Below are 23,668 nucleotides of genomic sequence, written 5' to 3' on the forward strand. Positions count from 1 at the left end.
AACGCTGACGACTCATGGCACCTCCTATTTGGGCCTCATTATGAGGCTTGGAGGTGTCTATGAAACCAGGGGCGATTCAGAGAAAAGAGGTCGATGGTGCCTAGGAGATAGGCGAGCAGGCTAAGGTTTGACTATCCACCGTGACGATTGCGGCTAGACTTCGCCGTCCGACCCGTGCCGGAAGGTAGCCATAGTCCGCATTTTGCCAATTTCTGTCTGTCGCCATGCAGCTCTGAGTCGATTAGTGTCGATCGAGTACAGAAACCAGTCAGCTTCAATGCACATGACGGTCATTTGAAGTATGCAGCTGGACTGAAGTCGAGCGGGCTTGCCACAAATTTGCCACACTCGCCCCGCTAACCAGGGCAAAAACCCGCTAAAACCAGCTAACACAACCCGTTGATTTCCCAGCTAATGCCCGCTAACGTATTGATTCTAAACGTCGACTTTTAGGACTCCGAAGGCAGGGGTCGTGGGTTCGAATCCCGCCAGGTGCGCCATCTTTGATTTTCGGTCGGCCGACACTGACTGGACATCCACCGCATATAAAGAAGCCCGCCAATGTGCGGGCTTTTTTGTGGGATCTGGCTGTAGAGCCTTTGGCTCTGGTCGCCGTGGCTTTAGCAGCACGGCTTGCCGGCGGCGGCGACCCTGCCCTGCCTCTTCCACCTTCTATGCCATGATTCAGCCTGACCGCTGTATCTCAAGGAGGCGAATTGCCACACCTTGCGGCGAGCCGATTTGTCACTCTATATTTCCGGCCATTGTGGGAAACGACCTGGCTCTTTTCGCCATAGGTCAGGCGATACGCATCAAGCAACGAATGCTCACAGGAGTGACGGGGCGCGTGCCGACTGCGAGCTGAGGTTCTACACCGACAAGGACGAGATCATCACGCGTTATTCCATAAAGGGCCGCACCAGCCAATGTGCCCCTTCCCTCAACAGCTGGGGCGGCGTGCGCATGAAGTCGCTGTTCTGAATGATGGGCGACTGACTACTCTTTTAATGGATCCACCTTCAAGGATGAACAGACAGACACCATGAGCACCTCTTCGAGCCCACGACCGAACCTGATCAAAGGTCTGTTCTTCGCCTTTGTCGGCGTCGTCCTTCTCTTTATTTCCGGTTACCTCGCTGTCGACCGCCACGAGTTTCTGTCGTATGCGCAGAAGGCGCCTGGGGTCGTCAAATCCCTGAACGCTGGCGGTTCACACCCTCAAATCGAATTCACCAGCAGCTCGGGCAAAGTCGTGTCCTATCCCCAGGGCGGGATGATCTTCGGCTATCAGACCGGGCAGGCGGTCGAAGTTTACTACCGGGAAGAAGACCCGGCGTTGACTCCGCAGATCAACGATTTCGGAGCGCTTTGGGGCTCCGCGGCGCTGGTCGGATTGATCGGCCTGGGCTTCCTTCTAGGGGGCGCTGATGAAATTTTCTCGCGGCGCAAAAAGCCTGTCGCTCCGTCCCCAAAAGGAATTTGAATCCATGACTCAGTCGCTCATTCCCCTCCCCGTCAACGCCAGCCGATGGACCTACGAAACCGCCAGCAGCGGGGGCCTGACCGTGATGTTCGCAGCCGGCAGCGGAGGTTCGATCACGCTGAAAGATCCCGCAGGCAAGACTGAAAACTTTCGCTATGGCGGGTTAGGCGCAGGCATCGGTTTTGGTGCGCGCCTGCCGCGCTTCGGCAAAGTGAATATCGCAATCAAAGGCAAGAGTGTTGGCGGTGCGGGAGCCCTCGAGGCCTTTCCGAGCACGGGCGCGGTGTTCGTCTCCGACGCGATCGCCAATCGCGACCTGACCCGCGACGACATCACAGGAGTCTGCGTTTTCATGGAAGTCGGCGGAGGCTTGATTGCCGGAATCTCGGGCACCGCAATGCTGTTCGGTCTCGACCCCAAGTTGCTGGCGATCAGCCTGGCAGTCAACGCAACGCCGGTGGGGGCTGTGCTCGGGCCACTGGTGATGCAGCGTCACTTGCTGCAATCGGCCAAGGGCGCGGTGGTGATGGGTGGCGTGAATGCCGGTCTGCAGGCCGGAGGTGGCGGGGCGATCTATCTGGGAGGATTGTTCTGAGTCGATGGCTTAGGGGAGTACCTTCAACCTAAAGCCCCAGGACAAAAAACCGGCCTGCTCAACGAACAGGGCCGGTTTTTTCATGACTCAAACCCGCTCAATCAGACATTCGGACAAGGCACTGGAGCCCAGTCGCCGAGGTCCGGGTTCTTGCACATGGCGTTGACCTGGGATTGACCGGTCGCAGCCACCTGCTGGCTTGCAGCCTGCTTGGTCTTGGCGTCTTGCAGGGTCTTCTCGGTGCTGACCGCTTCCTGTGGCACAGTCGGCAATTTCTTTTTGGCCGGCGTTTTCTTCTTGCTGGTCGTGGTGGTCGCAGGCTTCGTGTCCACAGCAGCGACGGTGGCCACGTCAGTGCGTTTCACGCCCACGGTCTGCAGGTCTTTTTCGTACGCCTGGGTGTAGTTGTCGAGGTTTTCACCGGCGCGACCGTTCACGGCGGTGATCAGATCGTTGGACTCTTTGAGCCCAGAGATGATTTCAGCCAGACGCTTGCGACCTTCGGCATCATCCATGGTCTTGGCCTTACGCGCCGAGAGCAGCTTGGTGAACTCGCTCTGGTAGCACGATTGCGAGGCCTTGGCGTAGCCCGTGCTGCGGTCGATATCAGCGGCGCTTTTGTCGATATCGGTGGCGTAGGAGCCGATACGCTGGTTGTCATCGGCGATCTGCTTCTGCTTCTCGGTGTAGTAACCCGCCGCACCGCCGACCAGCGCGCCGCCTGCGACACCAATAGCGACGTTGCGGGCACGGTCCTGGGGACTGCCGACCAGCGCACCGGCCAGCGCGCCGCCCAGGGCGCCCACGGCGGCGCCACCGAGCACCGACTTGCCGACATCCGAATCGGTATCACGCAAATGCTGCACCGGTTCGTAGCAGCTCGGGTAGTACGCGACCTTGGTCGTGGCACCGACTTTGGAGACCGGCGAGCTGGCACATCCCGCCATCAGCACGAAGCTGAATCCTGCGGCAACCAACAGCAGCCCACGGCACTTGGAGGTCGAAACAACGGGGTTACGGGATAACTGCATGGTGATGCTCTCTTTTTTGGTTTTACAACGCCGGCGCGGCAAATGGCCGTCCGGACTCCCTTTAAGCTCGCTGGACGACGGCCGTCATGGCTGACCGGCCGAAGCGAGCAATTCCTTCAGAATCGCCTGTGGGTCCGCGCGTTTTTGCTGGCGGTAATCACTCACATGACGAACGAATAACGTGGCGCGGGCGACCAGGCTCTTGCCCAGCACCGGCTTGCGATTGAGTTCTTCCTTGACCCTCTGGAACTGCGCCTGGATCACCGCGTCGGTGTAGCGCGTGCCGGTGGCAAGGTTGTCGATGTAGATGGCCACTGCGCCATCCAGCGCGCTGGTCCCGTTCTCGATGGCCACGCCGAACAGCTTGGCGCTGGCAGCGTCCTTGGCGTCGGCGGCCTGCTTCTGACTCTTGCGCAGATTGGTCAGGCGGATGTTGTAGTTGTTGATGGTTTCGGCGACCAACGCCGAGGACTGGATCAGGTTGCCCGCTGCTTCTTCGCGCTGTTGAGCGATCAAGGAAACGTTGCGTTTGAGTTCTTCGTTGACCAGGCCCAACTCGGCTTGCAGGCGTGGATCGGTGCTGGCGGCGATGATGGTGTCCAGGCGCTTTGTCGGGTCCTGAGCATCGTCGATGGCGTCAGTGAGCGAAGCCAGTCGGCCTTCTTTTTGCCATTGCTCGAACAGTTCCTTGTAGCGCGAGCGCGGCGCGGACAACGCCCCGATGGCCACACGAAAGCCCGTGGTTTCGTTGCTCTGCTCGGTGCCGTCGGTGGCGAACAGCGGATACTCGCGACGCATCCCGGTGAACAGCGTGCCCTCACCCTCCAGGTAGTTGCCACCCTTGGCGACAAACCCGCCGTATGCGCCCTGACGACGGCCCGCATGAACGAGCTGGAAGGATTCCTGAACCATTTCGGCGGCATTACCGATCACGTCGAAAAGGCCGATCGGATTGGGCAACTTGGTGCCGATGGGCATCAAGCGCGCAGCCTGCCCGGTGCCACCAGCGACCTGATTGAACACCGCCCAGTCACCCAGCGGGCCATCCTCTTCACGGCCCTCGACCCTGCGCGGAAACAAACGGCCTTCCAGCTCCTGACGGTTGACCGCCTGACCGCCACGCGCGGCGTACTCCCACTCCACTTCGGTGGGCAGGCGCACGAACCCGACGCCGCCATCCTCGTCGGTTTTTCCGCGCCCGCTCACCGGCAGCAGGTCGCGGTGGTATTTCATCAGCCAGGCACTGTAAACCGCCGAAAAGCGTTCAGCCTCGAAGCGCGACAACTTGACCTTCGGTAGACGCCCGACCATGCCCTCCGGCGCATCACAGGCAGGCGCCGGTTCACCACTGGCCAGGGACTGGGCCTGTGACATCACCTGAGCATATTGCCGCGCGGTGACTTCGTATTTGCCGATGAAATACAGCATCGGCTTGAGCGGCGTGCCGGCGTCGGTTTTAGGCAGTTGTGGGCCGATGGTCTTGCGCCAGTCGCCAGGCAGGTCGTTGAGGGTGAACTGGCCGTTGATGAAGTCGCGCCGATAGCCGGAAATGAACGACTGTTTGTATCCCGCTTCGCCTTCGCTGAACGGATAACCAAGGCTGACTTCCCGGTCGTCCAGCGTGCCTTGGGCGAGCACGTAGACATAACGAAAGACCATTTCACCGTCGCAAGGCAGCGGCAGAATCACGTCGTCCGGCAGGGGCCTGGGGTTGTCCAGCGTATCGTCATCGGCCGCCTGCACCAGTGATGACAAGCACAGGGACGCACACAGCAGGGCGACCGCTCGCGCTATGGAAGTCCAACGCAACTCAAACATCTCGTATTCCTTCCGAAGCTTCGATGCGCGCGACTCGCCAGCCACCCAGCGCCGCAGCCAGTGCGCTGGCGCCGAGGGCAGCCAGCAGGGCCACGCAGTAATGACGTATCAACAGGTGGCTGGCGTACTCACCTGGCACCTGCACGAATAAAAGGTTGAGGCCGCGCTCCGCCAGGCCATAGAGCACGAAGCTGATGACCACCGCCAGCACGCCGCTGTACAGCGCCTGCAAGACCACGAACAACAACAGCGCGCCGGTGCTGAAACCCAGCAGGCGCAACACGGACAGTTCCCGGCGCTTGCGCTCGACGGCGGCCAGCGCACTGGCGAACACCGCAGCGACAGCGCCGACAACCGCCAGCGTGGCGATGACCCAGAAGACCAGCGAGAGATTGCGGCTCAGAGACTTCACCTGCGCGATGGTCTGCGCCCGAGTCGACACCAGCAGATGCTGCTCGGCGAAATAAAGGCGCAGCGGCTCGACGTCGTCGAGGTTGCGCGCATACAGACGAAACGCCGGAAAAACCCTCTGTTCATTGGCACCAGGGGCATCGCCCGGCCAACCGAAAGCGTCCACGGCCCGACCATCGCGATAATCTTCAACCGCTTCCAGCAGCTCGGTGGAGGCGAAGATGGCATCGCGTCCGAATGCCTCCAGCGGCAACACAGCCGTGACCTGTAATCGGGTGCGCTGGGCCTGGGCCCTTCCCGAGAACTGACGGGTGAACGCCGCGTCAAGCCAATCCCCGGGCTTGGCGCCGAGCTTTTCCGCCGCGGTCTGACTGAGCAGAACCCGATCGAGCTCGGTCGCAGGCAAGGTGTCGCCCAACAGCGGGTCGCCCACGGCGGTTGGAATCATCTCGACATTCACCGTCTGATCGCTCGTCGGCAAGGAAAGATCGGCGGTGGCGGCGATCTGTCGGGTACGCGGCAAGGCAAAAGCCACATCCGGTCTGCGCGCCAGTTCATCAATGAATCCAGCACTGAAACGACCGCCACCCATGGGGATCACTTCCCGAACAGCGGGGTCGCGCTCAAGACGCTCAGTGAGGCTGCCCACCAGCCCGAACTTCAGCCCGAACAGCACCAGCAAAGGCGCGATCACCGCCACCAAAGCCAGCACTGTGCATGCCGACAGCCGCGCGTCGGCGCGATAGTCCTGCCAGGCCAGGGACATCACCAGCGCGATGCGCATCAGCGTTCGTCCTCCAGCGTCGCGGTCACGCCGCCGTCCTTGTCCTGCACACAAGCGATACGCAGCGAATGCAGACCGGCTTCGCGAGCCAGACTTTCATCGTGGGTCGCGATGACGCAGCAGGCCCCCTGGGCTCGCACGCGCCCAAGCAGCAGCTGCATGACGCGCAAGGCGTTGAGGGGATCGAGCGCGGCGGTAGGTTCGTCTGCCAGCAACAGCTGCGGATTGTGCGCCAGGGCCCGTGCGCAGCTGACTCGCTGACGCTGTCCGACAGACAGCGCCTGCGGCTTCTTGCCCAGTTGCTCGGCGACTTCCAGCTGCGCGGCCAATCGTTCGACGGTGCCGTCATCACTCATTCCCAGCAGTTTGCGCGGCAGGCCGATGTTGCTGCGCACGTCGAGATACCCCAGCAAGCCGCCGGTTTGCAGCACATAGCCAATCTGCCGGCTGCGCAATTGCGCCAGACGGTTTTGCCGAGCATCGCGCCAGAGGCCAGCGACATCGACATGACCTTCATCGACGACGAAATCGAAACGCTGAGCGGCTTCCGGAGACAACACCAATGCCAACAGGTCGAGTAACGTGCTTTTGCCGCAGCCACTGGGGCCGACCAGCGCCAGTTGCCGACCGGCCGCCAGGTCCAGGCGCGGAATCACCAGGCTGTAGCGCTGGCTGCCCTCGCCCCGCGTCTTGCGCACCTCTCGCAGGCTCAACATCAAGGCAGCGTCGACAGCGGAACGCGGTACAGCGCATCACCCGGCTCGGCATTGCCGAAGCGGACCCAATTGGCGAGATCATTGTGGAAAGTTTCGTAGAGGCGGATTTTCGAATCCAGCTCGTCGATAAAATCTTCCTGCTCGGCCACACTCAGCGATAGCCAGAGATCCTGGGTCATGCTCAGGGATTTGCTGCGATACGGCAGACCCTCCAGGTATTCGCCCAACACGCCGCTCTGGGCGAGATTGCCGCCCTTGCGCAGGGCCGATGGATCGCGACTCATGTAGGCACTGGCGCTGGCGATTTCCTGGAAAAAATCCTTGGGCGAAGTCTGGGTCTTGCGTGCGGCATCCACGATGAGTTTGAGCGACTGTTGCAGGTCGTTGAGCTGCAATTTGCTCAGCATCACACACACCTGAAATTGGGGCAGTGTCGGGTTGGTCAGGTCGCGGTCGGCGGTCCAGGCGCTGACCAGCCGAGGGGCGCGAACCCCTGACTGCTGACCGAGAAAATCCATGCGCATCGCATAACCAATAGCCGCCGATTTGTCGGCCACGCTTGGCGCGGCAGAAAGCGTTGGGGCAACTTGTGGCTGATTGCTGCGCACCTGATGCACCAGATCGGCAAACACCGAGCCGATCTCGGAGACCCGTTCGCCAAACTTTTGCACGTCGCCACCCGGTACCGGCACGTACAGATCGCCGATTTGCGGGTTCGCGTCAGCGGTCAGGGTGCGGTATTGCTGCTCGGCAAACGCGTGGTTCTTCTTGCCGGCATCGGTTTTCAGGTGCAGCGCGTAGATCTTGATCTGCTTGCCCAGCGCCGCCTGACGCACCTCGGCTTCATTCATTTGAGTACTGCTGTAGGGGTCGTTCTTGCGCAGGGAACCGGCGTCACTGACCAGCAGAATCAAACGCCCGCCATAGCCCGACCAGTCCATGCCGTTGACGGCCTGCATCACCCCGGCGAAGGCGTCTTCGTTGAAGGAATGACTGGACACGTTGGTGGCCTTGACCTGCCGCGCCAATTCCAGAAAGCGCTGCGGGTCGCGCCCCTGCTCGAGGGTGATCAGCGTCTTGCTCAGGTATTCCAGCCCTGGCGTCTTGCTGACGTTGTTGCGAAAGCCCACCAGGCCAAAGCTGACGTTGTCCAGTTCACCTCGCCTACCGATTTGGTTCTGCAGTTCGGCGATGACATCGCGCACTTGATCGATGTAGGGCTGCATCGACACAGAGGTATCCACGACCAACACGACGCCCGTGCGGAAGGCATCCTTGTTGGCAGCCTTGATCTGCTCGCCGGAAGCTGTGCGCTGAGGCGTGTTTCCGGGGTCGATTGACGCAACGTTGAGTAACTGGACCGGTTGGCCATTCTGGTCGAAGGTCTCTTTGGCGTCGAAGATCGGCAGCAGGTAGAACTGATTCTGCGGAACGGCGCTCGCGGCGGGCTCAAGGGCCAGCACCTGATGGCTGTCATCGGCGTTCTTCTGAGCATCGAGCAGCAGTTTTTTCGCCGCTGCCGGGTCGTTCAACAGTTTTTCCAGCTGGCTTGGCTCGCGCATGAACATCGCAGGTGAACGCCCGGAACGCTCGCTGAATTTCAGCACCAGGCTCTGCTTCCAGTCACTGACCTGATCGGCCGGCAGCCAGCCATCGCTATGGCCGTCACTGCCCGTACCGACGCGCAACCATTCACTGCCGTTCACGCGCTTGCGCTGGTAGACATACAACACCGAAAACGCAGGAAGCATCTGCTCCCCTGTTGCGCCTGCATCACTGGAAAGCTTCGCGTCGGGTTTGCTCAGCACGCGCTGGAACAGAGTCTTTTTGTTTGCCATCAACAGCGGGCGATCGCCGCCATCTGCGTCCGCGTCCGGCGTTTGAACAACGTTTGTAGCGGCCGGTGCGCTGTCAGACTTGCCTGGAGCCGTGCCGACGGTATTGGCCTTACTCGCCATCGCAGTGGTGGCGAAGGACGTCGAAGCCGCGGCGGGCTTGTCGTCGCTTAGCCACCAATAGCCTCCGATACCCAGACCAAGCGCCGCCGCGACAGCGACACCCAGCAGCGCCAGAACCGGGCCTTTGCGCTGCTCCGATTTATTCGATGTTTCAGGCGCCGCCGTGGCCGCAGGCACAGACTGCGCAGGGGGTAAATCAGGGATTTCGATGGAGACCGGTGTCAGGCCGCCCAAATTGTCTTTAGAGCTCGACTCAAGGTCAAAATCCGCAGGCGGTAACGGCAGCGAGCGAATCTGCGTTGCATCGATATTGTCAGGCGGCAGGTTATCCAGCGCCGCAATCAGCTCGGCGGCATTGGCAAAGCGCTCGTCGCGGTCCTTGGCCAGCAATTTGGTGAGGATGTGCTGGTAGCGACCATGATGGATCGGCAGTTCCGGCAAGGGCTCGGTAAGGTGGGCCAATGCGGTGGAAAGCGCGTCGGTGCCGTTGTAGGGCAGCTTTCCGACGAGCATTTCGTAGAGCACCACGCCCAGTGCGTACAGGTCAGCACGGCCATCGATTTCCAGCCCGCGTGCCTGCTCCGGACTCATGTAGCTCGGCGTGCCGACGGCGAAACCGGCCTGGGTGAACTGCGTGCGATCGTCCAGCGATTTGGCGATACCAAAGTCCGACAACACGGCCGAACCGTTGGCTCGGAACAGAATGTTGGCGGGCTTCACGTCGCGGTGCACCAGCCCCTGCGCATGGGCGTAACCCAGCGCCGACGCGATCTGGCGAATATACGTCAGGCCCTGCTCGGCGCTCATGCCCGCGGCGACTCGCTCCTTGAGCGTGCCGTTGGGCAGGTATTCCATGGCCATGTAATACAGGTTGCCGACATTGCCGATGTCGTGGATGGTGACGGTGTGAGGGTGCGACAGGCGCGCCAGGGTCTTGCCCTCGCGCAGAAAACGCTCGCAGAACGTCGAGTCGGCCGCCAAAGCCGCCGCCATGATCTTCAGCGCGACCTTGCGCTCCAGCGAGCGTTGCGTGGCGAGATAGACGGTGGCCATGGCGCCTTCGCCAATCTCGCCTTCTATATCGAATCCGGGAATCTGTATGTCCATGTTTGGTCTTCAGGAGGCTTTGACGACGATGGCCGTGATGTTGTCGGGGGCGCCCCGGGTCAGTCCCAGATGCACGAGGCTGCGAACCACCTGCCAAGGGTCGGTGTGGCCCAGCACATCGCGAATCTCATGGTCTTCGGCGGTCTTGTTCAGGCCATCGCTGCACAGCAGGTAAGTGTCGCCGGGCAGGATGTCGAGGTTGATCATGGCCAAGTCCAACGTGTCTTCGACGCCAACGGCGCGCGTGACGATGTTGGCGCGCGGATGCACTCGGGCTTCTGCTTCGCTGAGCAGACCGCTGTCCTGCAAATCCTGAACGTAACTGTGGTCGCGGGAGATGCCCTCCAGCTCCCCATCACGCAGGCGGTAGAGGCGGCTGTCTCCGGCCCACAGGCAGGCGCCTTGATCACCATTGATCGCCAGCGTCACAACGGTGCTGCCCATCATGCCGAGGCCGCGTCGACGGGTTTCCTCACGCACCGCCGAATTCACCTCGGTCAGCGCCGTGCGCAACGCGCGGGTGTAGCTCGACAGGGAATCGGCAGGCAGCGCGCGGCGCAGGCTATCGACGATCAGACTGGCGACATAATCCCCCGCCGCATGCCCGCCCATGCCATCGGCCACGGCCCACAGACCGTGTTCGGGCAATTCGAGAAAGGCGTCTTCGTTGATCTGCCGCACCATGCCCACGTGGCTGTAGCTGGCGGAGCGCAATCGACGGTTTTCAGGCAATACAGACATCTAGATCGACGCTCCTTGTCCCAGCAGGTAGCTGCCGAATTCGGCGGCGTCAGGCAGGCCCTGACAGCGCAGCAGGCCGGGCGCGATCCGTTCGGAGCCTTTGCCCCACCACACGCTTGCACCCTCGCAGGCGAGTTCAGCCAACACCCGATGGCGACTGTCAGGTTCGTTGGCACCCGTGCGCTGCAATCCGGCGAAATGGCTGATTGGCACGCGCTGCGCCGTCGGCAGAAAGCCAAGGCTTGAGACGCTGTCGTCGAAGGCTGAAAAGTCCGAGTCCTGTTCAAGGGTCGAGAGCATCAGCGCCTCGACTTGCTCGAACCAGTCGTCCGGTGCGCTGATCAGCGCCGCCAGCGACTGATCGGGCCCGATGGTCTGCGCGAGGGTCAGCGGAAAATAGCGCCCGACCCGGTCGATGCTCGGCATCAGCACGCCAACCACCGCGTCCGAGCCGCACACACCCGCCGCCAGCGCAAAGCGCCACAGCGGGCTGACCAGATACACATTCAGCCAGTCCTCGCCCAGTTGCTGCTGGCTGACGTGCAGTCCCGCCGCCAGCCAGGTGTCCCAAGGTTGAATGAAGCTTTGCGGCAGGCCACGGCTGACGAAATCGCCGCGACTGGCCAATTTGCCGTAGAAACCCAGCGTCGTCATAACCGCTCCGGCAGGCTGAAACCGCTCAGCACGCGGCTCTTGAACGGATTGAAGGCGCTGTTGGCGCGCAACTCGTAGGAAATGCTGGCGTTGTCGACCCGCAGACGCAGGTTGAAACGATCGGGCGAGCCCCCGGCCACCAGATCCGACTGTTCGAGCAAACGGAACCACGCCCACGGGCCATCCAACGTGATCCCCGAGCGACCGCTGGCTGCAGGCGGCGAAATCGACAGGCGCACCACGCCGATGCTGCCGGGGTTCGGCCACTGCATGGCTACCGGGCGACTCGGGCCGTGGTCGTAGCTGATCTGCTGCCCGTCGAGGTCCAGCAGGAACTGGGTGATCGACGCGTCCATCGCCACCGGCTTGAGTTCGAAGCGCACGGTCGGTTGCACGCCGCCGGCGCGGAAGAACGCATCGCGAATCGCCGCTGCACGCTGAAAGGTCTGCAACACAGAAGCGTTGATCCCCAGCTTCTGCGCCGCGCCGGGCTGCCAGCGCCAGGCCGATGCCGAGGTGTCGACGTAACTTTGCAAATACTTGCGGAAGTAATTGTCCATCACCCCGCCAACGCCGAAGAACTGGCCGAAGTCATCGAGGGTGGCATCCCGTGCGCTACCAGGCGCCAGTGGATATCGACCGCTCAACGACTGCCGATAGACGTTGACTACGTCGCTGACCCAGGCAGCGTTCAACTGATTGCGCACCCCGCCCATCATCGTATTGGTGGTCGAACTCACCACCGACCTCACCAGACTCTGCACGACAGGTGGCTCGCGGTCGGCATTCAGATTGACCCGGGCCGCAGCCGCGCTCGCGGAGTTCTTCGCCTCGCCCAGCAACGCATCGCCGCTGGCGCCGACCATCGCGCTGACCTGCACATACAGCGCGTTCATGTCCGCAAGCAGACCATCGATGGCCGCAGGCTCACCCTCGCCCTTGCTGACGAATGCGTTGAGTTCGGCGAAGTGCGCGCTGACCGGATCTTCCGCGGCCGCAGGCACGGCCGCGTTACTGACCTGTTCCTGACCGAGGATCGAACCCAGTCGCTGCTTGAGCTGATCGACACCGCCCTCGACCTTCTTGCCCTGCTCGGCCAGCAGCTTGTCTTCCTGTTGCAGATTGGTTTCCCTGGCGACAGCAACCAACAGTTTTTTCAGCGGCGAGGTCGGCCCGGAAATCACCCGTAACACGTCAGCGGCCTGAGCCACGTTGGTGATGGGCACGAAATCGATGTCGGCGAGCAGCGCGTCCCACTGGCGCTGGTAGTCCTGGAAATACAGCCGGCGCACCTCTACGGCGAGACTGGCGACGTTCTGCTGATCGGCGCGGTCCAGTCCCAGTACCCATTGCTCTTCAGCCAGCGTGCCAGCCTGGCTCAGGCTCATGGCCAAAAACGCCTCGCGGTAGCCCTTGGCGGTGAAGAAACCACTCAGCGGATCGCCCAGCGGCTTTCCGCTCTTGCGGGCGAATACCAGCGCGGCGTCACGACCCGCTGCTTCGGTCACCCGGAAATCAGTCACGCTCTCGGGCAGCTTTTGTCGCTTGACCCGGTCGTACACCCGCTGGGCCACCGGCAGTTGCTGCAATTGTCGGCGCAGATCGTCGATCAGCCGCTGGTCCAGACGCGCATTGGGCGGATGACGCTCGAACAGCGCCTGCAAGTGCTCGGCCAATGCCTGACGTTGCTCGGGCGGCAGATCGTGGGGCAGGCTCTGGTCCCAGTCCAGTGCGACCCACGCCTTGATGAAGTCCGGGTCGTAGTGCTCGCTGTCGGCGAGCATCAGGTATGCCTTCAGCCCTTCGTAGAGGAAGTCGGAATTGCCACCGCTGCGCAGCTGTTCTTCGACACGGGTCACCAGACGCGGCGCGAACACGGCGATCAACAGCTTGCGATACACACTGCCGGACTCGGCTTCCAGCATGTCGCCCTGATACAGGCCCAGGCCTTGGGACATGCCAGGAGGATCGCCCGCCAGGTTGCGCACGGCGTTGAGCAGCGGCAGAACCGCCAGAACGTCCCGCTGCGCCGGGCTCAGGCTCTGCACGCTCTGGCCCAGCGGTGCGACCTTCTGATCGACCTGAGCAATGTAGGCCTGATTGGCGCGATAACTGAGCAACCACAGCGTACTGACCGCCAACACCACTGCGACCGTTGCCACCAACGTCCCACGCGCCAGCCATTTACGTCGGCGTTCGACCTTGGGATTGATCCCCACTAGCCCGCGCTCGGCGAACGCGACAGCGGTGAACAATTTCTCGATGAAGTAACTGCGGCCGGTGCCGGTCTGCCGGGCCAGATGCTGGCGGTCCAGATTCATGCTCTGGGCCATGGCACCGATAAGGCGGTCGATAGGGCTGCCTTCCTGAGTGCCGCTGGTGAAATAGACACCGCGCAGCAATGCCCGATCTTCGAACGCGTTGGGCTTGAACACGCCGTCGAGAAAGCCCTGCAGCGTGTCTTTCAGGGCGCCGAACTGCTGCAGGAAACCATAGATCAAATCACGCCGCGCCGGGTCGCGCTCCTGCTGCAAACGCTCGACCAGACGCGCATTGAGCCGCTGCTCCAGCAAGACGAATTCGCTGAGGAACGTTGCCAGCGGGCCGTCGGCATTCTTGCCATCGTCGATGGCGAAGGTCATGCCCCACACCTGCGCGCGTTCTTCCTTGCTCAAGGCATCGAAGAACTCCATGAAGCCGGGTACCAGATCGAGCTTGGTGAGCATGACGTAGATTGGGAAGCGCACGCCAAGCTGGCTGTACAGCTCCTGGATCCGCGCGCGAATCGCTGCAGCGTGGGCCGCGCGTTCAGCTTCACTGCCCAGCAACAGATCGGACAGGCTGATGGCAATGAATGCGCCGTCGATAGGACGGCGGGAGCGCTGGGTTCTCAGCAGATCGAGAAAGCCGAGCCAGGCGGCTTTGTCGACTTGAGCATGGCTGTCCTGCGTGGTGTAACGGCCAGCGGTATCGAGCAAGACCGCTTCGTCCGTGAACCACCAGTCGCAGTTGCGCGTACCACCAACACCACGAATCGCACCCGCCCCCATCTGAGCAGCCAGTGGAAAATGCAGCCCGGAGTTGATCAGTGCCGTGGTCTTGCCCGAACCCGGCGGGCCAATGATCACGTACCACGGCAGCTCGTAAAGATTGCGACGCTCGTCTCCGCCCAGGCGGGCTTTCTTCAACAGTTTGAGAGCGTCATCCATACGCTGACGCAAGGTCGCCAGCTCCTCGGCGGTGGCGACGCTGGCAGGGTCCGGCGCAGTTTCGGCCGCCAGGCTTTCCATGACCTTCGCAGCATGTCGACGCGCCTGAATGACGCGAAAGACTCGCCAGGCAATCCACGCGACGAACAGCAGAACGATCAACGCCCAGCGCCGACCGTCGGGCACCAACACGTCCAGCACCGGACCGACAAACCAGATGATCAGGCTCAGCGCGATCAGGCCCAGAACCGGCACGACCCAGCGAATGACAAAACCGAAAAACGCCTTCACTCGACCCCCTCCGCCAACACTGTGATTTCAACCCGTCGATTCTTCGCGCGACCTTCTGCCGTGGCGTTGGAAGCCACAGGCTCAGTGTCGCTGCGCCCTTCGGCGGAGAAGCGTTCAGGCTGGCCGGTCTTGGCCGCGAGAATTTGCAGCACCTGCTCGGCGCGCGCCTGGGACAGCGCCCAGTTGGAGGGGAAGCGCAGAGTGGCAATGGGACGGTTGTCGCTGTGACCGGTGACGCGCACCTGACCTTTGACTTTGCGTATGGCGTCGGCGATGCGCAGCATCAATGGCTGGAAGTCATCGACGATGGTTGCACTGCCCGAAGAGAAAATTTCGTCCCCTCGAATGGTCACCACCGAGCGGTCCACGGCATCTTCCACAGCGACCCGGTTGGCCTTGATGTCTTCCACCAGGAAGCCTGCCAGACGCGGCCGCTCGATGACTTTGGGCTGCACCACGGCGGGCGTGATTGCCTGCACGGGAATCTCGCCCAGCGCATGAATGTTCTTGAATACAGGTTCTGCATCGGAGGCCAGCTTCAGGCGCAGGCCGAACAGCAGCAGAAGCAGCAATGCCAGCCCGATCGCCACGCCCACCCACGGCGGCATGAACTGCGACAGCCGATCACGCACCACCGTCAACCCGCGCCAGTGCGGCGATAACTCACGCTCGAACTCGCCCCGTGCGCTGCGAATCGCGGCGCTGGTCCGCTCGCGCAGGGCCTCCAACTGGCTGCGACCGTCGTTCATCACCCGATAACGACCTTCAAAACCCAGGCACATGCACAGGTACAGCAACTCGAGCAGATACAGACGTTCGCGCGGGCTTTGCAGGCAATGCTCCAGCAGCTGGAAGACCTTCTCGCCACCCCAGGATTCGTTGTGCACGGTGATCAACAGGCTCTGCTTGCCCCATTCGCTGGTGCTGCCCCAAGGCGTGCTGAGCACCGCTTCGTCCAGCGCGGTACACAGGGCGTAGCGCGCCAGCAGCACGTCATTACGTGCGACACCCGCGGCCTCAGCGCGCTCTTCGAACTGGCGCAGGTAACCCAGCAACTGCGCACGCAGACTGGCGGGCGCGGGGTGTGCGATGGTGCTGCGCAGGCGGGTCAACAGCGCCAACAGCGGCCCTGCGGCGGCCTCCAGTGGATTGAGGCCCTGCGCCTGCCCCAAGGGCAGCGGCGCTGCTGGAACCGACAGCGGCGGAGGTGGCGAATTGGGCTGGGCCGTTGGCTGCGGGCCACGTCCGCCGGGACGCGGCATGAACTGCGTGCGATCGTTTCCCGGCATCGGTGGGTTGAAAGGTTCGTCGTGGGAAGGCATCGCCGTTTATCCTCGGATGGCCCAGAAAGCCAGGTTCAGGCCCGGAAAATCGCCCGCCACGTGGAAAGCGAAACCACCCGAATGCACCAACTGCTTCCAGTGCTCGCTGCCGCGATCCAGCTCGTAGTAGGTCGAGCCGGCATGGAACGGGATCTGCCGTGGCGCCACCGGCAACGGCAGCAGGCCGATGCCCGGCAGTTGCAGATTCACCAGATCGCGAATGTGCTCGACCGAACCGATCTTGCTCTGCTGCGCAAAACGCCCGCGCAGGGTCTCGCTCGGCATGTCGGCACGCACCACAAGAATGAAACTGGCGTTGTCGATCAAGGTGCGGTCGGCCAGCATCGCCACATGAATGCCGTAGGCTTTTTCGACGATAGGAATTGGCGTGGCCTTGCTGTCGATCAGCATCGACAAGGCTTCGCGCAGGGCCTGCATCACCGGCGCGAAACTCACGGCCAGATCATCGTGCTGATAATGCACGAACGCTTCAGGCCTGCGACCGGACGTGGAAAACGTGGCGAACTCTCCCGCCAGACTCACCAGTTCGCTGTAGAAACGCTCCGGGTGCAGCGGGCTGAGTTGACTCAGATGACTGATCAGCGGCTGGGCACGATTGACCAACTGCAACAGCATGAAATCGGCGATCTCCGATGCGCCGCCCGCGCCTGACGCCACTACCCGTCCGGCCAGGGCCTCGCCGCGTTGGTGCAGCAGCCCCAGCAACTCGCTGCGAAATGCCGTAAGCGGCTTGGACGCGGCGACGTCGAGCAGTGGTGGGATGTAGCTGTCATCGAGCACCAGCGCCCGATCGGCGCGCTTTTCCTTGATCCGCACCAATCCCACCGCTGCGTAATCGCTCAAACCGTCTTTTTCGGTCAGCAGACGCAAAGCCCGCGCACCGATGGCCACAGGCGCCCGATTTTCGAACGGTGCATTGTCATCGCGCACCTCGCGCACCTGACTGACGAACCGCGCGCCGCCCACTGCCTCACCTTCATCCACAGTATCCCGCTGCCCCGCGCGCTTGAGCGGCAAGGCCAGATACACCACGCCATCTCGCAGGTTGTCGTCGATGTTCAGCGGGCTCGGCGCCAAGTCATCGTGAGGGATGTTGAACGGCGTGCCGTCGGGCAACAGACCGCATGCCGAAACGATGGCCAGCTTGCCCTGCGCCAACAGCCCCTGATCCAGCAATAGCTCGGAAAAGCCCCAGGCTCCGGCCGACAGCGGACGGCTGCGAGCGTCGATGAGGTTTTCCAGGTAACGGTCATGCTGCTGAAAGTGCTGTGTTCCGATGAACATCCCTTCCGACCAGACCACACGATTGTTCCAGGACATGGGTTCTCCGATTGTCTATTGGGCAGGGCGGATGGTTGGCGCGGCGGAATCGCTGCTGACGGCTCTGGTATCAAGGCCGATCTGGAACTCGCTGGCCTGGCGCGATGCGACGTTGAGCACGGCACGCCACTGGGCCTGATCGATTTCGCGATACCCCACCACCAGACCGATTTGGCGAGTGGCAGTGTTGAGATTGCGATTCAGGGTCAGCTGTTGACCGGGTTGCAGCAGCACTTCGTCCTGATCCAGCAGATCGGCGCCTAGCGTGCTCTGGGCGCGTTCAGCCAGGGCGAAGTAATCGGCACGGCTGAAACTGGCGGTGTTCTTCAGTTCGAAAATACGCACCCGCACGGGCGTAGGCTGGCCGTTGGCGCCGGGGTTCAGCCCCGCGACAGCATTGAAGTGCAGAGCAACGGAAGTGGCGTCCGAGGTCTTTTCGACCGCCTGTGGCGATTCCGCGTTTTTGGCACAAGAAACCAGCAACAGCACCATTGCTACTGCCGATACAACTCTTCGAAACATCCTGCGTCCTCGTGACGTGCTGACTGTCTATCCGTTTTTCCTGATGCCACGCCTTCAAGGGCGGCGCAGTCGCGCGCTGTGCTCCTCGTAGGCACGACTGAATTCACGTCCGAAAAGGACCTGAAAGTCCTCCTCGGCTTCGCGGGAAATCTGTGTGTAAAGCTCGGTGAATTGCTGCCAGTGCTGGGCCTGACGAGAGCCGAACAGGTTCGAAAGGGCGCCCGGCTTGCCCATGCGCGCTTCCAGTTGCGCAGGCTCGAAACGTTTGAGCAGCGCCTTGATCGCGGCCTCGACCCCGGCCATGACCGCCATTTGATGCGCGCGCAGATCATCGAAGCTGTCTGCGATTGCCTGATCCGGCGGCATGAACGCCGGATTGCCGTGGCGCAGCAGCAACAGCAGCGCTTCATCGGTGTTCGGTGCGAACTTCAGCGGATTGTTTTCCACAGGACGGATCATGGTTTGCTGCATGCGGAACTCGCCCTTGAGGCTGGTTCGGGCGCGCAGCACGTCGATGAGGCCCTCGACCATCAGCCGATAGCTGCGTCCGATGGCCTCCATTTGCGCCTGGACCTGCGCCGACTCAATCCGCAGTTGATCGAGTCCCGCACCGCGCAAAAACGCCTTGAGCAAATCGGCCTCACCGCTGCCGGCCGCGGGCGGATTTGGCTCAACGATTTTGGGCGGCGGCGTGATAGCCACAGGCTTCGCTTGCGCAACCGGAGCTGGAACCGGAACGGGCGGAACAATCGGGCTCGGTGCGGACGACTTGGGCATATCGGCAAACACGTCCCAGTCTTCGGGAATCACACCCGCTGGCGAGACTGGCGATGGCTGCAGGATCGACGCGGGAGGTGCCTGTGGGGCCGGTGGGCGAAAGTCGTGGCGCTCGGCCGGAACGTGATCCGAAACAGCGGCAGGGGGTACACGGGGCGGGGTCAGAAAATCGAACAGATCAGGGAAAGTATCTTGAGCCGTGCCACCCTGGAAATGCGCAGCAGGTACTGCTTCGACGGGCATCGACGCAGCACTGTTTTGACGCCCCATCAATGCGTCGAAACTGTTGGATGAGTCAGCGCCGGTTAGATCCGCGCCTGGCAGTTTCATTTCGAAATCAATTCGCGCGCGGATCTCGTAGTCGCCGATGCGGATAAGTTCGCCATCCTCCAGCGGTTCGCTGTTTCCGCGACGCAACCGAATACCCGCATTTACCAGTTCTACTCCGTTAGTACTGTTATCGGTCAAGTAGTAGCGACCGTCTTTATATTGAATGACGCAATGTCTTGAAGAAACAAGGCGTTCCGGATCGGGAAGTATCCAGTCATTTTCTTGACTACGGCCAATTGCCATCACCCCATTATCCATCGATTTCTCGGGGATTTGGCCAGGGGTTATCTTGTGATAGCTGGTGATAGTCAAACAGAGCGACACAGCGCCTCCTTGCTTGCGCTTCGAGCACTCGAACGCAGACACACGGGCCTGCGCAGGCCAGCCGAATGCCGTACCAAAACGCTCAAAAACCGGGATTAAACGGGCCGAATGCTGGCTTTTCCACAATTTTACACACACATCCGTACCAGTCGTACAGAGGCTGACTTAACAGTCCTACGTACTGTTACGCACATCACAACTGTCACAGAGGGCACATAGCTTACCTTGACAACAGATAACTTCCACACCAAAAATGCACAACTCCATAACGCCGATGATGCCCATGTGATATCACCGGTTGTTTACAAGAAAGAATGTTCCGTAGTCCGCGTAGGATTTTTCCACGTTAACTATCAGATTTGTCCGCACCCGATAAGGAGATCGATTTTGGTGGATGTTCCGTTGTTACTCGCCGCAGTTTCCGCGAACTCTCCGTGTGGCGATGACCTGGAATATGACGCGGACTTCCTCCAGCTGGAGCGCGACGCCCAGGGTAAACCCGAACGCACTATGGGCGATTCGGTACATCCGGCCGAACCTCCCCAGTGGCGACAGATAGAACAGTCCAGCATTACTCTTCTGCAACGCAGTAAAGACCTGCGAATCACCCATTTCCTCCTGCAAAGCGCCCTGGCCCTCGATGGCTTTGCCGGGCTGGCCAATGCCCTGACATTGATCAACGATCTGCTGGGTCAATACTGGCCCACGCTGTACCCGCAACTCGACGCAGACGACGACAACGATCCCACCGTGCGCATCAACGCCTTGTCCGGCATCGCGTGCGAAACCAATATTCGACTGCTTCGCGAAAGCCTGCTGACCCGCTCACGCACGTTCGGCCCGATCAGCCTGCGTGCCGCGCTGAACGCCAGCGGTCTGCAGAGCTTTGCGGACGAACACCTCACACCCGAGGAACTGGCAGGCGCACTGCGCGACACGGACTCAGACCAGCTTTTCGCTCTACGCTCTGCGCTGCAGGAAGCGCACAGCACGGCCGACGCCATCGAGCATTACGTTTCCAGCCAGGTTGGCTCCGCTCAGGGCGTGGATTTGTTCGCCCTCAAGCAGCCGCTCAAACAAGCGCTGCACATCCTCGCTGAATATGCGCCAGGCGGCGCTGTGGCCGAACCCGCGACCCGCGACACCGGCGACGCGACGCCGGTGGAGCAGACCGTGGCTGCGACGCCGCGTGCCTCCGGGGAAATCGACAACCGCGATGACGTGGTCCGCAGCCTCGACAACATTCTTGCTTACTACGCCCGTCATGAGCCGTCGAGCCCGCTGCCGGTGCTGTTGAATCGGGCGAAAAATCTGGTGCACGCCGACTTCGCGGCCATCGTGCGTAACCTGATTCCCGACGGTATGTCCCAGTTCGAAAATCTGCGCGGCCCCGACGCCGAATAAACCGGTTCGCTCAAGCAGCGAGCCGGTCAGCACCGGGATCACGCAACCCCGTTACCGGCCAAGACCGATGACGCCAATCACGTCGCAGCAGCGACCAGGAGGAGCAACGTGGCGAACACCAGTTCTCAGAAATTCATTGCGCGCAACCGCGCCCCACGGGTCCAGATCGAGTACGACGTTGAGCTGTACGGCGCCGAGAAAAAGGTCCAGCTGCCGTTCGTGATGGGTGTCATGGCGGATCTGGCGGGCAAGCCTGCCGAGCCTCTGGCGGCGGTGGCCGATCGCAAGTTTCTGGAAATCGACGTCGACAACTTCGACTCGCGCCTCAAAGCCATGCAGCCTCGCGTGGCCTTCCACGTGCCGAACGAGCTGACCGGCGAAGGCAACCTGAGCCTGGACATCACGTTCGAGAGCATGGACGACTTCAGCCCCGCCGCCGTGGCGCGCAAGGTCGATTCGCTGAACCAGTTGCTCGAGGCACGCACCCAACTGGCCAACCTGCTGACCTACATGGACGGCAAGACCGGCGCTGAAGAAATCATCATGAAGGCGATCAAGGACCCGGCCCTGCTGCAGGCTTTGGCGAGCGCGCCAAAACCTCAGGGCGCTGACTCTCAAAGCGCCGAGCCGAAAGCCTGATCAGGACGAACGACCATGACCGAATTGCTGCGTGACAACCAGGCTCAAACCAGCCAAACCGAAGAGGCCAACGAGTTCGCCTCGCTGCTGCTGCAAGAATTCAAACCGAAAACCGAACGCGCCCGTGAGGCCGTCGAGACCGCCGTTCGCACGCTGGCCGAACAGGCACTGGCGCAGACCGATCTGGTGTCCAACGACGCCATCACGTCGATCGAGTCGATCATCGCGGCCATCGACGCCAAGCTCACCGCGCAAGTGAATCAGGTGATCCATCACCCTGAATTCCAGCAACTGGAAAGCGCCTGGCGCGGCCTGCACTACCTGGTCAACAACACCGAGAGTGACGAGCAGCTGAAGATTCGCGTGCTCAATATCTCCAAGCCTGAGCTGCACAAGACCCTGAAGAAATTCAAGGGTACGGCCTGGGACCAGAGCCCGATCTTCAAAAAAATGTATGAAGAAGAATACGGTCAGTTCGGCGGCGAGCCTTACGGCTGTCTGGTGGGCGATTACTACTTCGATCAGTCGCCGCAGGACGTCGAACTGCTGGGCGAACTGTCCAAGACCTGCGCGGCCATGCATGCACCGTTCATCGCAGCGGCGTCGCCGACCGTGATGGGCATGGGTTCGTGGCAGGAGCTGTCCAACCCGCGCGACCTGACCAAGATTTTCACCACTCCAGAATATGCCGGCTGGCGTTCGCTGCGAGAATCCGAAGACGCGCGCTACATTGGCCTGACGATGCCGCGCTTCCTGGCGCGCCTGCCATACGGCGCCAAGACCGATCCGGTAGAAGCTTTCGCCTTCGAAGAAGACACCGACGGCGCAGACAGCGCCAAGTACACCTGGGCCAACGCCGCTTACGCGATGGCGGTGAACATCAATCGCTCGTTCAAACACTACGGCTGGTGCTCGCGGATTCGCGGTGTCGAGTCCGGCGGTGAAGTGCAGAACCTGCCAGCGCATACCTTCCCGACCGACGACGGCGGCGTGGACATGAAATGCCCGACCGAAATTGCCATTTCCGATCGTCGCGAGGCGGAGCTGGCGAAGAACGGTTTCATGCCGCTGCTGCACAAGAAAAACACTGATTTCGCAGCCTTCATCGGCGCGCAGTCGCTGCAGAAGCCGGCCGAATACGATGACCCGGACGCCACCGCCAACGCCAACCTGGCCGCGCGTCTGCCGTATCTGTTCGCCACCTGCCGCTTCGCCCATTACCTGAAGTGCATCGTGCGCGACAAGATCGGCTCCTTCAAAGGCAAGGACGAGATGCAGCGCTGGTTGCAGGACTGGATTCTGAACTACGTCGACGGTGACCCGGCGCACTCCACCGAGACCACCAAGGCGCAGCATCCGCTGGCCAACGCCGAGGTTGTGGTCGAGGACGTCGAAGGCAACCCGGGTTATTACAACTCGAAGTTCTTCCTGCGCCCGCACTACCAACTTGAAGGGCTGACGGTGTCGCTGCGTCTGGTGTCCAAGCTGCCTTCGGCCAAGGGCGCGTGATTGCGCCCCTGTAGCAGCCCGGTTTGCCAGCGGTTGCGCGGTGTCAGGCGATGCATTCGTCCACAGACAGACCGTGACCGCCGACAAGCCGTACGGCTACAGAAAATGTGCGTTATTCGATAACAAGTCTGGTAGTACGCCCGCGTGGGCTCTGACTAAAAATACTTCGTGGTAGACCACACTGGAGAAAACATGGCTGTTGATATCTTCATCAAGATTGGCGACATCAAGGGCGAGTCCATGGACAAAGCCCACAAGGACGAAATCGACGTGCTGGCCTGGAGCTGGGGCATGTCCCAGTCCGGCAACATGCATGTCGGCGGTGGCGGCGGTGCGGGCAAGGTCAACATTCAGGACATCTCGCTGACCAAGTACGTCGACAAGGCCACGCCGAACCTGATGATGCATTGCTCCAGCGGCAAGCACGTCGACAAGGTCACCCTGACTGTGCGCAAGGCGGGCGGTGAGAGCCAGGTCGAGTACCTGATCATCAATCTGGAAGAAGTGCTGATCACCTCGCTGACCACCGGTGGTTCGGGTGGCGACGATCGCCTGACCGAAACCATCACCCTGAACTTCGCTCAGGTACTGGTCGACTACCAGCCGCAGAAAGCCGACGGCACCAAGGATGGCGGCCCGATCAAGTACGGCTGGAACATTCGCTCCAACACCAAGCGTTGATTCTCGACGCCCCCGTTGCCA

Annotated in this window: 18 protein-coding genes; 6 read left to right on the forward strand and 12 right to left on the reverse strand. The window is 61.5% G+C overall.

The window, feature by feature from the left end:
* Positions 1 to 1,042: 1,042 nt before the first annotated feature.
* The gene (locus CE491_RS02860) at positions 1,043 to 1,483 is read left to right on the forward strand and encodes a DUF3592 domain-containing protein (protein WP_110946859.1); all 441 of its coding nucleotides are present in this window, start codon (positions 1,043 to 1,045) and stop codon (positions 1,481 to 1,483) included.
* A gap of 4 nt (positions 1,484 to 1,487) precedes the next feature.
* Positions 1,488 to 2,078, forward strand: a complete 591-nt coding sequence (locus tag CE491_RS02865; protein WP_110946860.1) for a hypothetical protein — start codon at positions 1,488 to 1,490, stop codon at positions 2,076 to 2,078.
* A 101-nt stretch (positions 2,079 to 2,179) separates the two neighbouring features.
* On the opposite strand, the gene tagQ is transcribed toward CE491_RS02865, so the two are convergent.
* The 12 genes from tagQ to tagH all read right to left on the reverse strand — a co-directional run bounded on the left by tagQ (position 2,180) and on the right by tagH (position 19,414).
* Positions 2,180 to 3,109: a type VI secretion system-associated lipoprotein TagQ gene (gene tagQ, locus CE491_RS02870; protein WP_110946861.1), complete on the reverse strand. Its 930-nt coding sequence runs from the start codon at positions 3,107 to 3,109 to the stop codon at positions 2,180 to 2,182.
* An 84-nt stretch (positions 3,110 to 3,193) separates the two neighbouring features.
* Positions 3,194 to 4,927 carry a formylglycine-generating enzyme family protein gene (locus CE491_RS02875; protein ID WP_110946862.1) on the reverse strand — a complete coding sequence of 578 codons (1,734 nt, stop codon included), beginning with the start codon at positions 4,925 to 4,927 and terminating at the stop codon, positions 3,194 to 3,196.
* Entirely contained in the window at positions 4,920 to 6,122 is a 1,203-nt protein-coding gene (locus CE491_RS02880; RefSeq protein WP_110946863.1) for an FtsX-like permease family protein, read from the reverse strand. The genes CE491_RS02875 and CE491_RS02880 overlap by 8 nt, the downstream gene beginning before the upstream one ends.
* Positions 6,122 to 6,838 (reverse strand): ABC transporter ATP-binding protein, encoded by a 717-nt coding sequence (locus CE491_RS02885; RefSeq protein ID WP_110946864.1) that lies wholly within the window; start codon positions 6,836 to 6,838, stop codon positions 6,122 to 6,124. Before CE491_RS02885 ends, CE491_RS02880 begins: the two co-directional genes overlap by 1 nt.
* Positions 6,838 to 9,903, reverse strand: a complete 3,066-nt coding sequence (locus tag CE491_RS02890; RefSeq protein WP_110946865.1) for a serine/threonine-protein kinase — start codon at positions 9,901 to 9,903, stop codon at positions 6,838 to 6,840. The genes CE491_RS02885 and CE491_RS02890 overlap by 1 nt, the downstream gene beginning before the upstream one ends.
* A 9-nt stretch (positions 9,904 to 9,912) precedes the next feature.
* Complete coding sequence (locus tag CE491_RS02895) at positions 9,913 to 10,644, reverse strand: PP2C family protein-serine/threonine phosphatase (protein WP_110946866.1); 732 nt, start codon at positions 10,642 to 10,644, stop codon at positions 9,913 to 9,915.
* The gene (gene tagF / locus CE491_RS02900) at positions 10,645 to 11,298 is read right to left on the reverse strand and encodes a type VI secretion system-associated protein TagF (protein WP_110946867.1); all 654 of its coding nucleotides are present in this window, start codon (positions 11,296 to 11,298) and stop codon (positions 10,645 to 10,647) included.
* On the reverse strand, positions 11,295 to 14,798 hold the full coding sequence (gene tssM, locus CE491_RS02905) for a type VI secretion system membrane subunit TssM (protein ID WP_110946868.1): 3,504 nt from the start codon (positions 14,796 to 14,798) through the stop codon (positions 11,295 to 11,297). The genes tagF and tssM overlap by 4 nt, the downstream gene beginning before the upstream one ends.
* Complete coding sequence (locus CE491_RS02910; protein ID WP_407681317.1) at positions 14,795 to 16,120, reverse strand: DotU family type VI secretion system protein; 1,326 nt, start codon at positions 16,118 to 16,120, stop codon at positions 14,795 to 14,797. Before CE491_RS02910 ends, tssM begins: the two co-directional genes overlap by 4 nt.
* A 6-nt stretch (positions 16,121 to 16,126) precedes the next feature.
* Positions 16,127 to 17,461: a type VI secretion system baseplate subunit TssK gene (tssK, locus tag CE491_RS02915; protein ID WP_110946869.1), complete on the reverse strand. Its 1,335-nt coding sequence runs from the start codon at positions 17,459 to 17,461 to the stop codon at positions 16,127 to 16,129.
* 15 nt (positions 17,462 to 17,476) lie between these two features.
* Entirely contained in the window at positions 17,477 to 17,983 is a 507-nt protein-coding gene (gene tssJ, locus CE491_RS02920) for a type VI secretion system lipoprotein TssJ (protein WP_110946870.1), read from the reverse strand.
* A 54-nt stretch (positions 17,984 to 18,037) separates the two neighbouring features.
* A complete protein-coding gene (gene tagH, locus CE491_RS02925; RefSeq protein WP_110946871.1) occupies positions 18,038 to 19,414 on the reverse strand; it encodes a type VI secretion system-associated FHA domain protein TagH in 1,377 nt (458 codons plus the stop codon).
* 390 nt (positions 19,415 to 19,804) lie between these two features.
* Here tagH and tssA point away from each other — a divergent pair, with 390 nt between their 5' ends.
* From tssA to CE491_RS02945, 4 genes are all read left to right on the forward strand, one after another.
* Positions 19,805 to 20,818 (forward strand): type VI secretion system protein TssA, encoded by a 1,014-nt coding sequence (gene tssA / locus CE491_RS02930; protein WP_199884958.1) that lies wholly within the window; start codon positions 19,805 to 19,807, stop codon positions 20,816 to 20,818.
* 108 nt (positions 20,819 to 20,926) lie between these two features.
* Positions 20,927 to 21,457 (forward strand): type VI secretion system contractile sheath small subunit, encoded by a 531-nt coding sequence (tssB, locus tag CE491_RS02935; RefSeq protein WP_110946873.1) that lies wholly within the window; start codon positions 20,927 to 20,929, stop codon positions 21,455 to 21,457.
* Positions 21,458 to 21,472: 15 nt separating this feature from the next.
* Entirely contained in the window at positions 21,473 to 22,966 is a 1,494-nt protein-coding gene (gene tssC / locus CE491_RS02940; RefSeq protein ID WP_110946874.1) for a type VI secretion system contractile sheath large subunit, read from the forward strand.
* Positions 22,967 to 23,158: 192 nt separating this feature from the next.
* Complete coding sequence (locus CE491_RS02945) at positions 23,159 to 23,647, forward strand: Hcp family type VI secretion system effector (protein ID WP_110946875.1); 489 nt, start codon at positions 23,159 to 23,161, stop codon at positions 23,645 to 23,647.
* The last annotated feature ends 21 nt before the right edge of the window (positions 23,648 to 23,668 follow it).

The organism is Pseudomonas bohemica, from assembly GCF_002934685.1.
GTDB classification, from domain to species: domain Bacteria; phylum Pseudomonadota; class Gammaproteobacteria; order Pseudomonadales; family Pseudomonadaceae; genus Aquipseudomonas; species Aquipseudomonas bohemica.

What these genes read in the sequence shown, in the direction of transcription:
- CE491_RS02865 (WP_110946860.1), top strand. Translation starts at nt 1,488, where the DNA reads ATGACTCAGTCGCTCATTCCCCTCCCCGTCAACGCCAGCCGATGGACC.
- CE491_RS02890 (WP_110946865.1), bottom strand. Translation starts at nt 9,903, where the DNA reads ATGGACATACAGATTCCCGGATTCGATATAGAAGGCGAGATTGGCGAA.
- tagF (WP_110946867.1), bottom strand. Translation starts at nt 11,298, where the DNA reads ATGACGACGCTGGGTTTCTACGGCAAATTGGCCAGTCGCGGCGATTTC.
- CE491_RS02885 (WP_110946864.1), bottom strand. Translation starts at nt 6,838, where the DNA reads ATGTTGAGCCTGCGAGAGGTGCGCAAGACGCGGGGCGAGGGCAGCCAG.
- tssC (WP_110946874.1), top strand. Translation starts at nt 21,473, where the DNA reads ATGACCGAATTGCTGCGTGACAACCAGGCTCAAACCAGCCAAACCGAA.
- tagQ (WP_110946861.1), bottom strand. Translation starts at nt 3,109, where the DNA reads ATGCAGTTATCCCGTAACCCCGTTGTTTCGACCTCCAAGTGCCGTGGG.
- CE491_RS02910 (WP_407681317.1), bottom strand. Translation starts at nt 16,120, where the DNA reads ATGCCTTCCCACGACGAACCTTTCAACCCACCGATGCCGGGAAACGAT.
- CE491_RS02875 (WP_110946862.1), bottom strand. Translation starts at nt 4,927, where the DNA reads ATGTTTGAGTTGCGTTGGACTTCCATAGCGCGAGCGGTCGCCCTGCTG.
- CE491_RS02895 (WP_110946866.1), bottom strand. Translation starts at nt 10,644, where the DNA reads ATGTCTGTATTGCCTGAAAACCGTCGATTGCGCTCCGCCAGCTACAGC.
- tssJ (WP_110946870.1), bottom strand. Translation starts at nt 17,983, where the DNA reads ATGTTTCGAAGAGTTGTATCGGCAGTAGCAATGGTGCTGTTGCTGGTT.
- CE491_RS02945 (WP_110946875.1), top strand. Translation starts at nt 23,159, where the DNA reads ATGGCTGTTGATATCTTCATCAAGATTGGCGACATCAAGGGCGAGTCC.
- CE491_RS02880 (WP_110946863.1), bottom strand. Translation starts at nt 6,122, where the DNA reads ATGCGCATCGCGCTGGTGATGTCCCTGGCCTGGCAGGACTATCGCGCC.
- CE491_RS02860 (WP_110946859.1), top strand. Translation starts at nt 1,043, where the DNA reads ATGAGCACCTCTTCGAGCCCACGACCGAACCTGATCAAAGGTCTGTTC.
- tssK (WP_110946869.1), bottom strand. Translation starts at nt 17,461, where the DNA reads ATGTCCTGGAACAATCGTGTGGTCTGGTCGGAAGGGATGTTCATCGGA.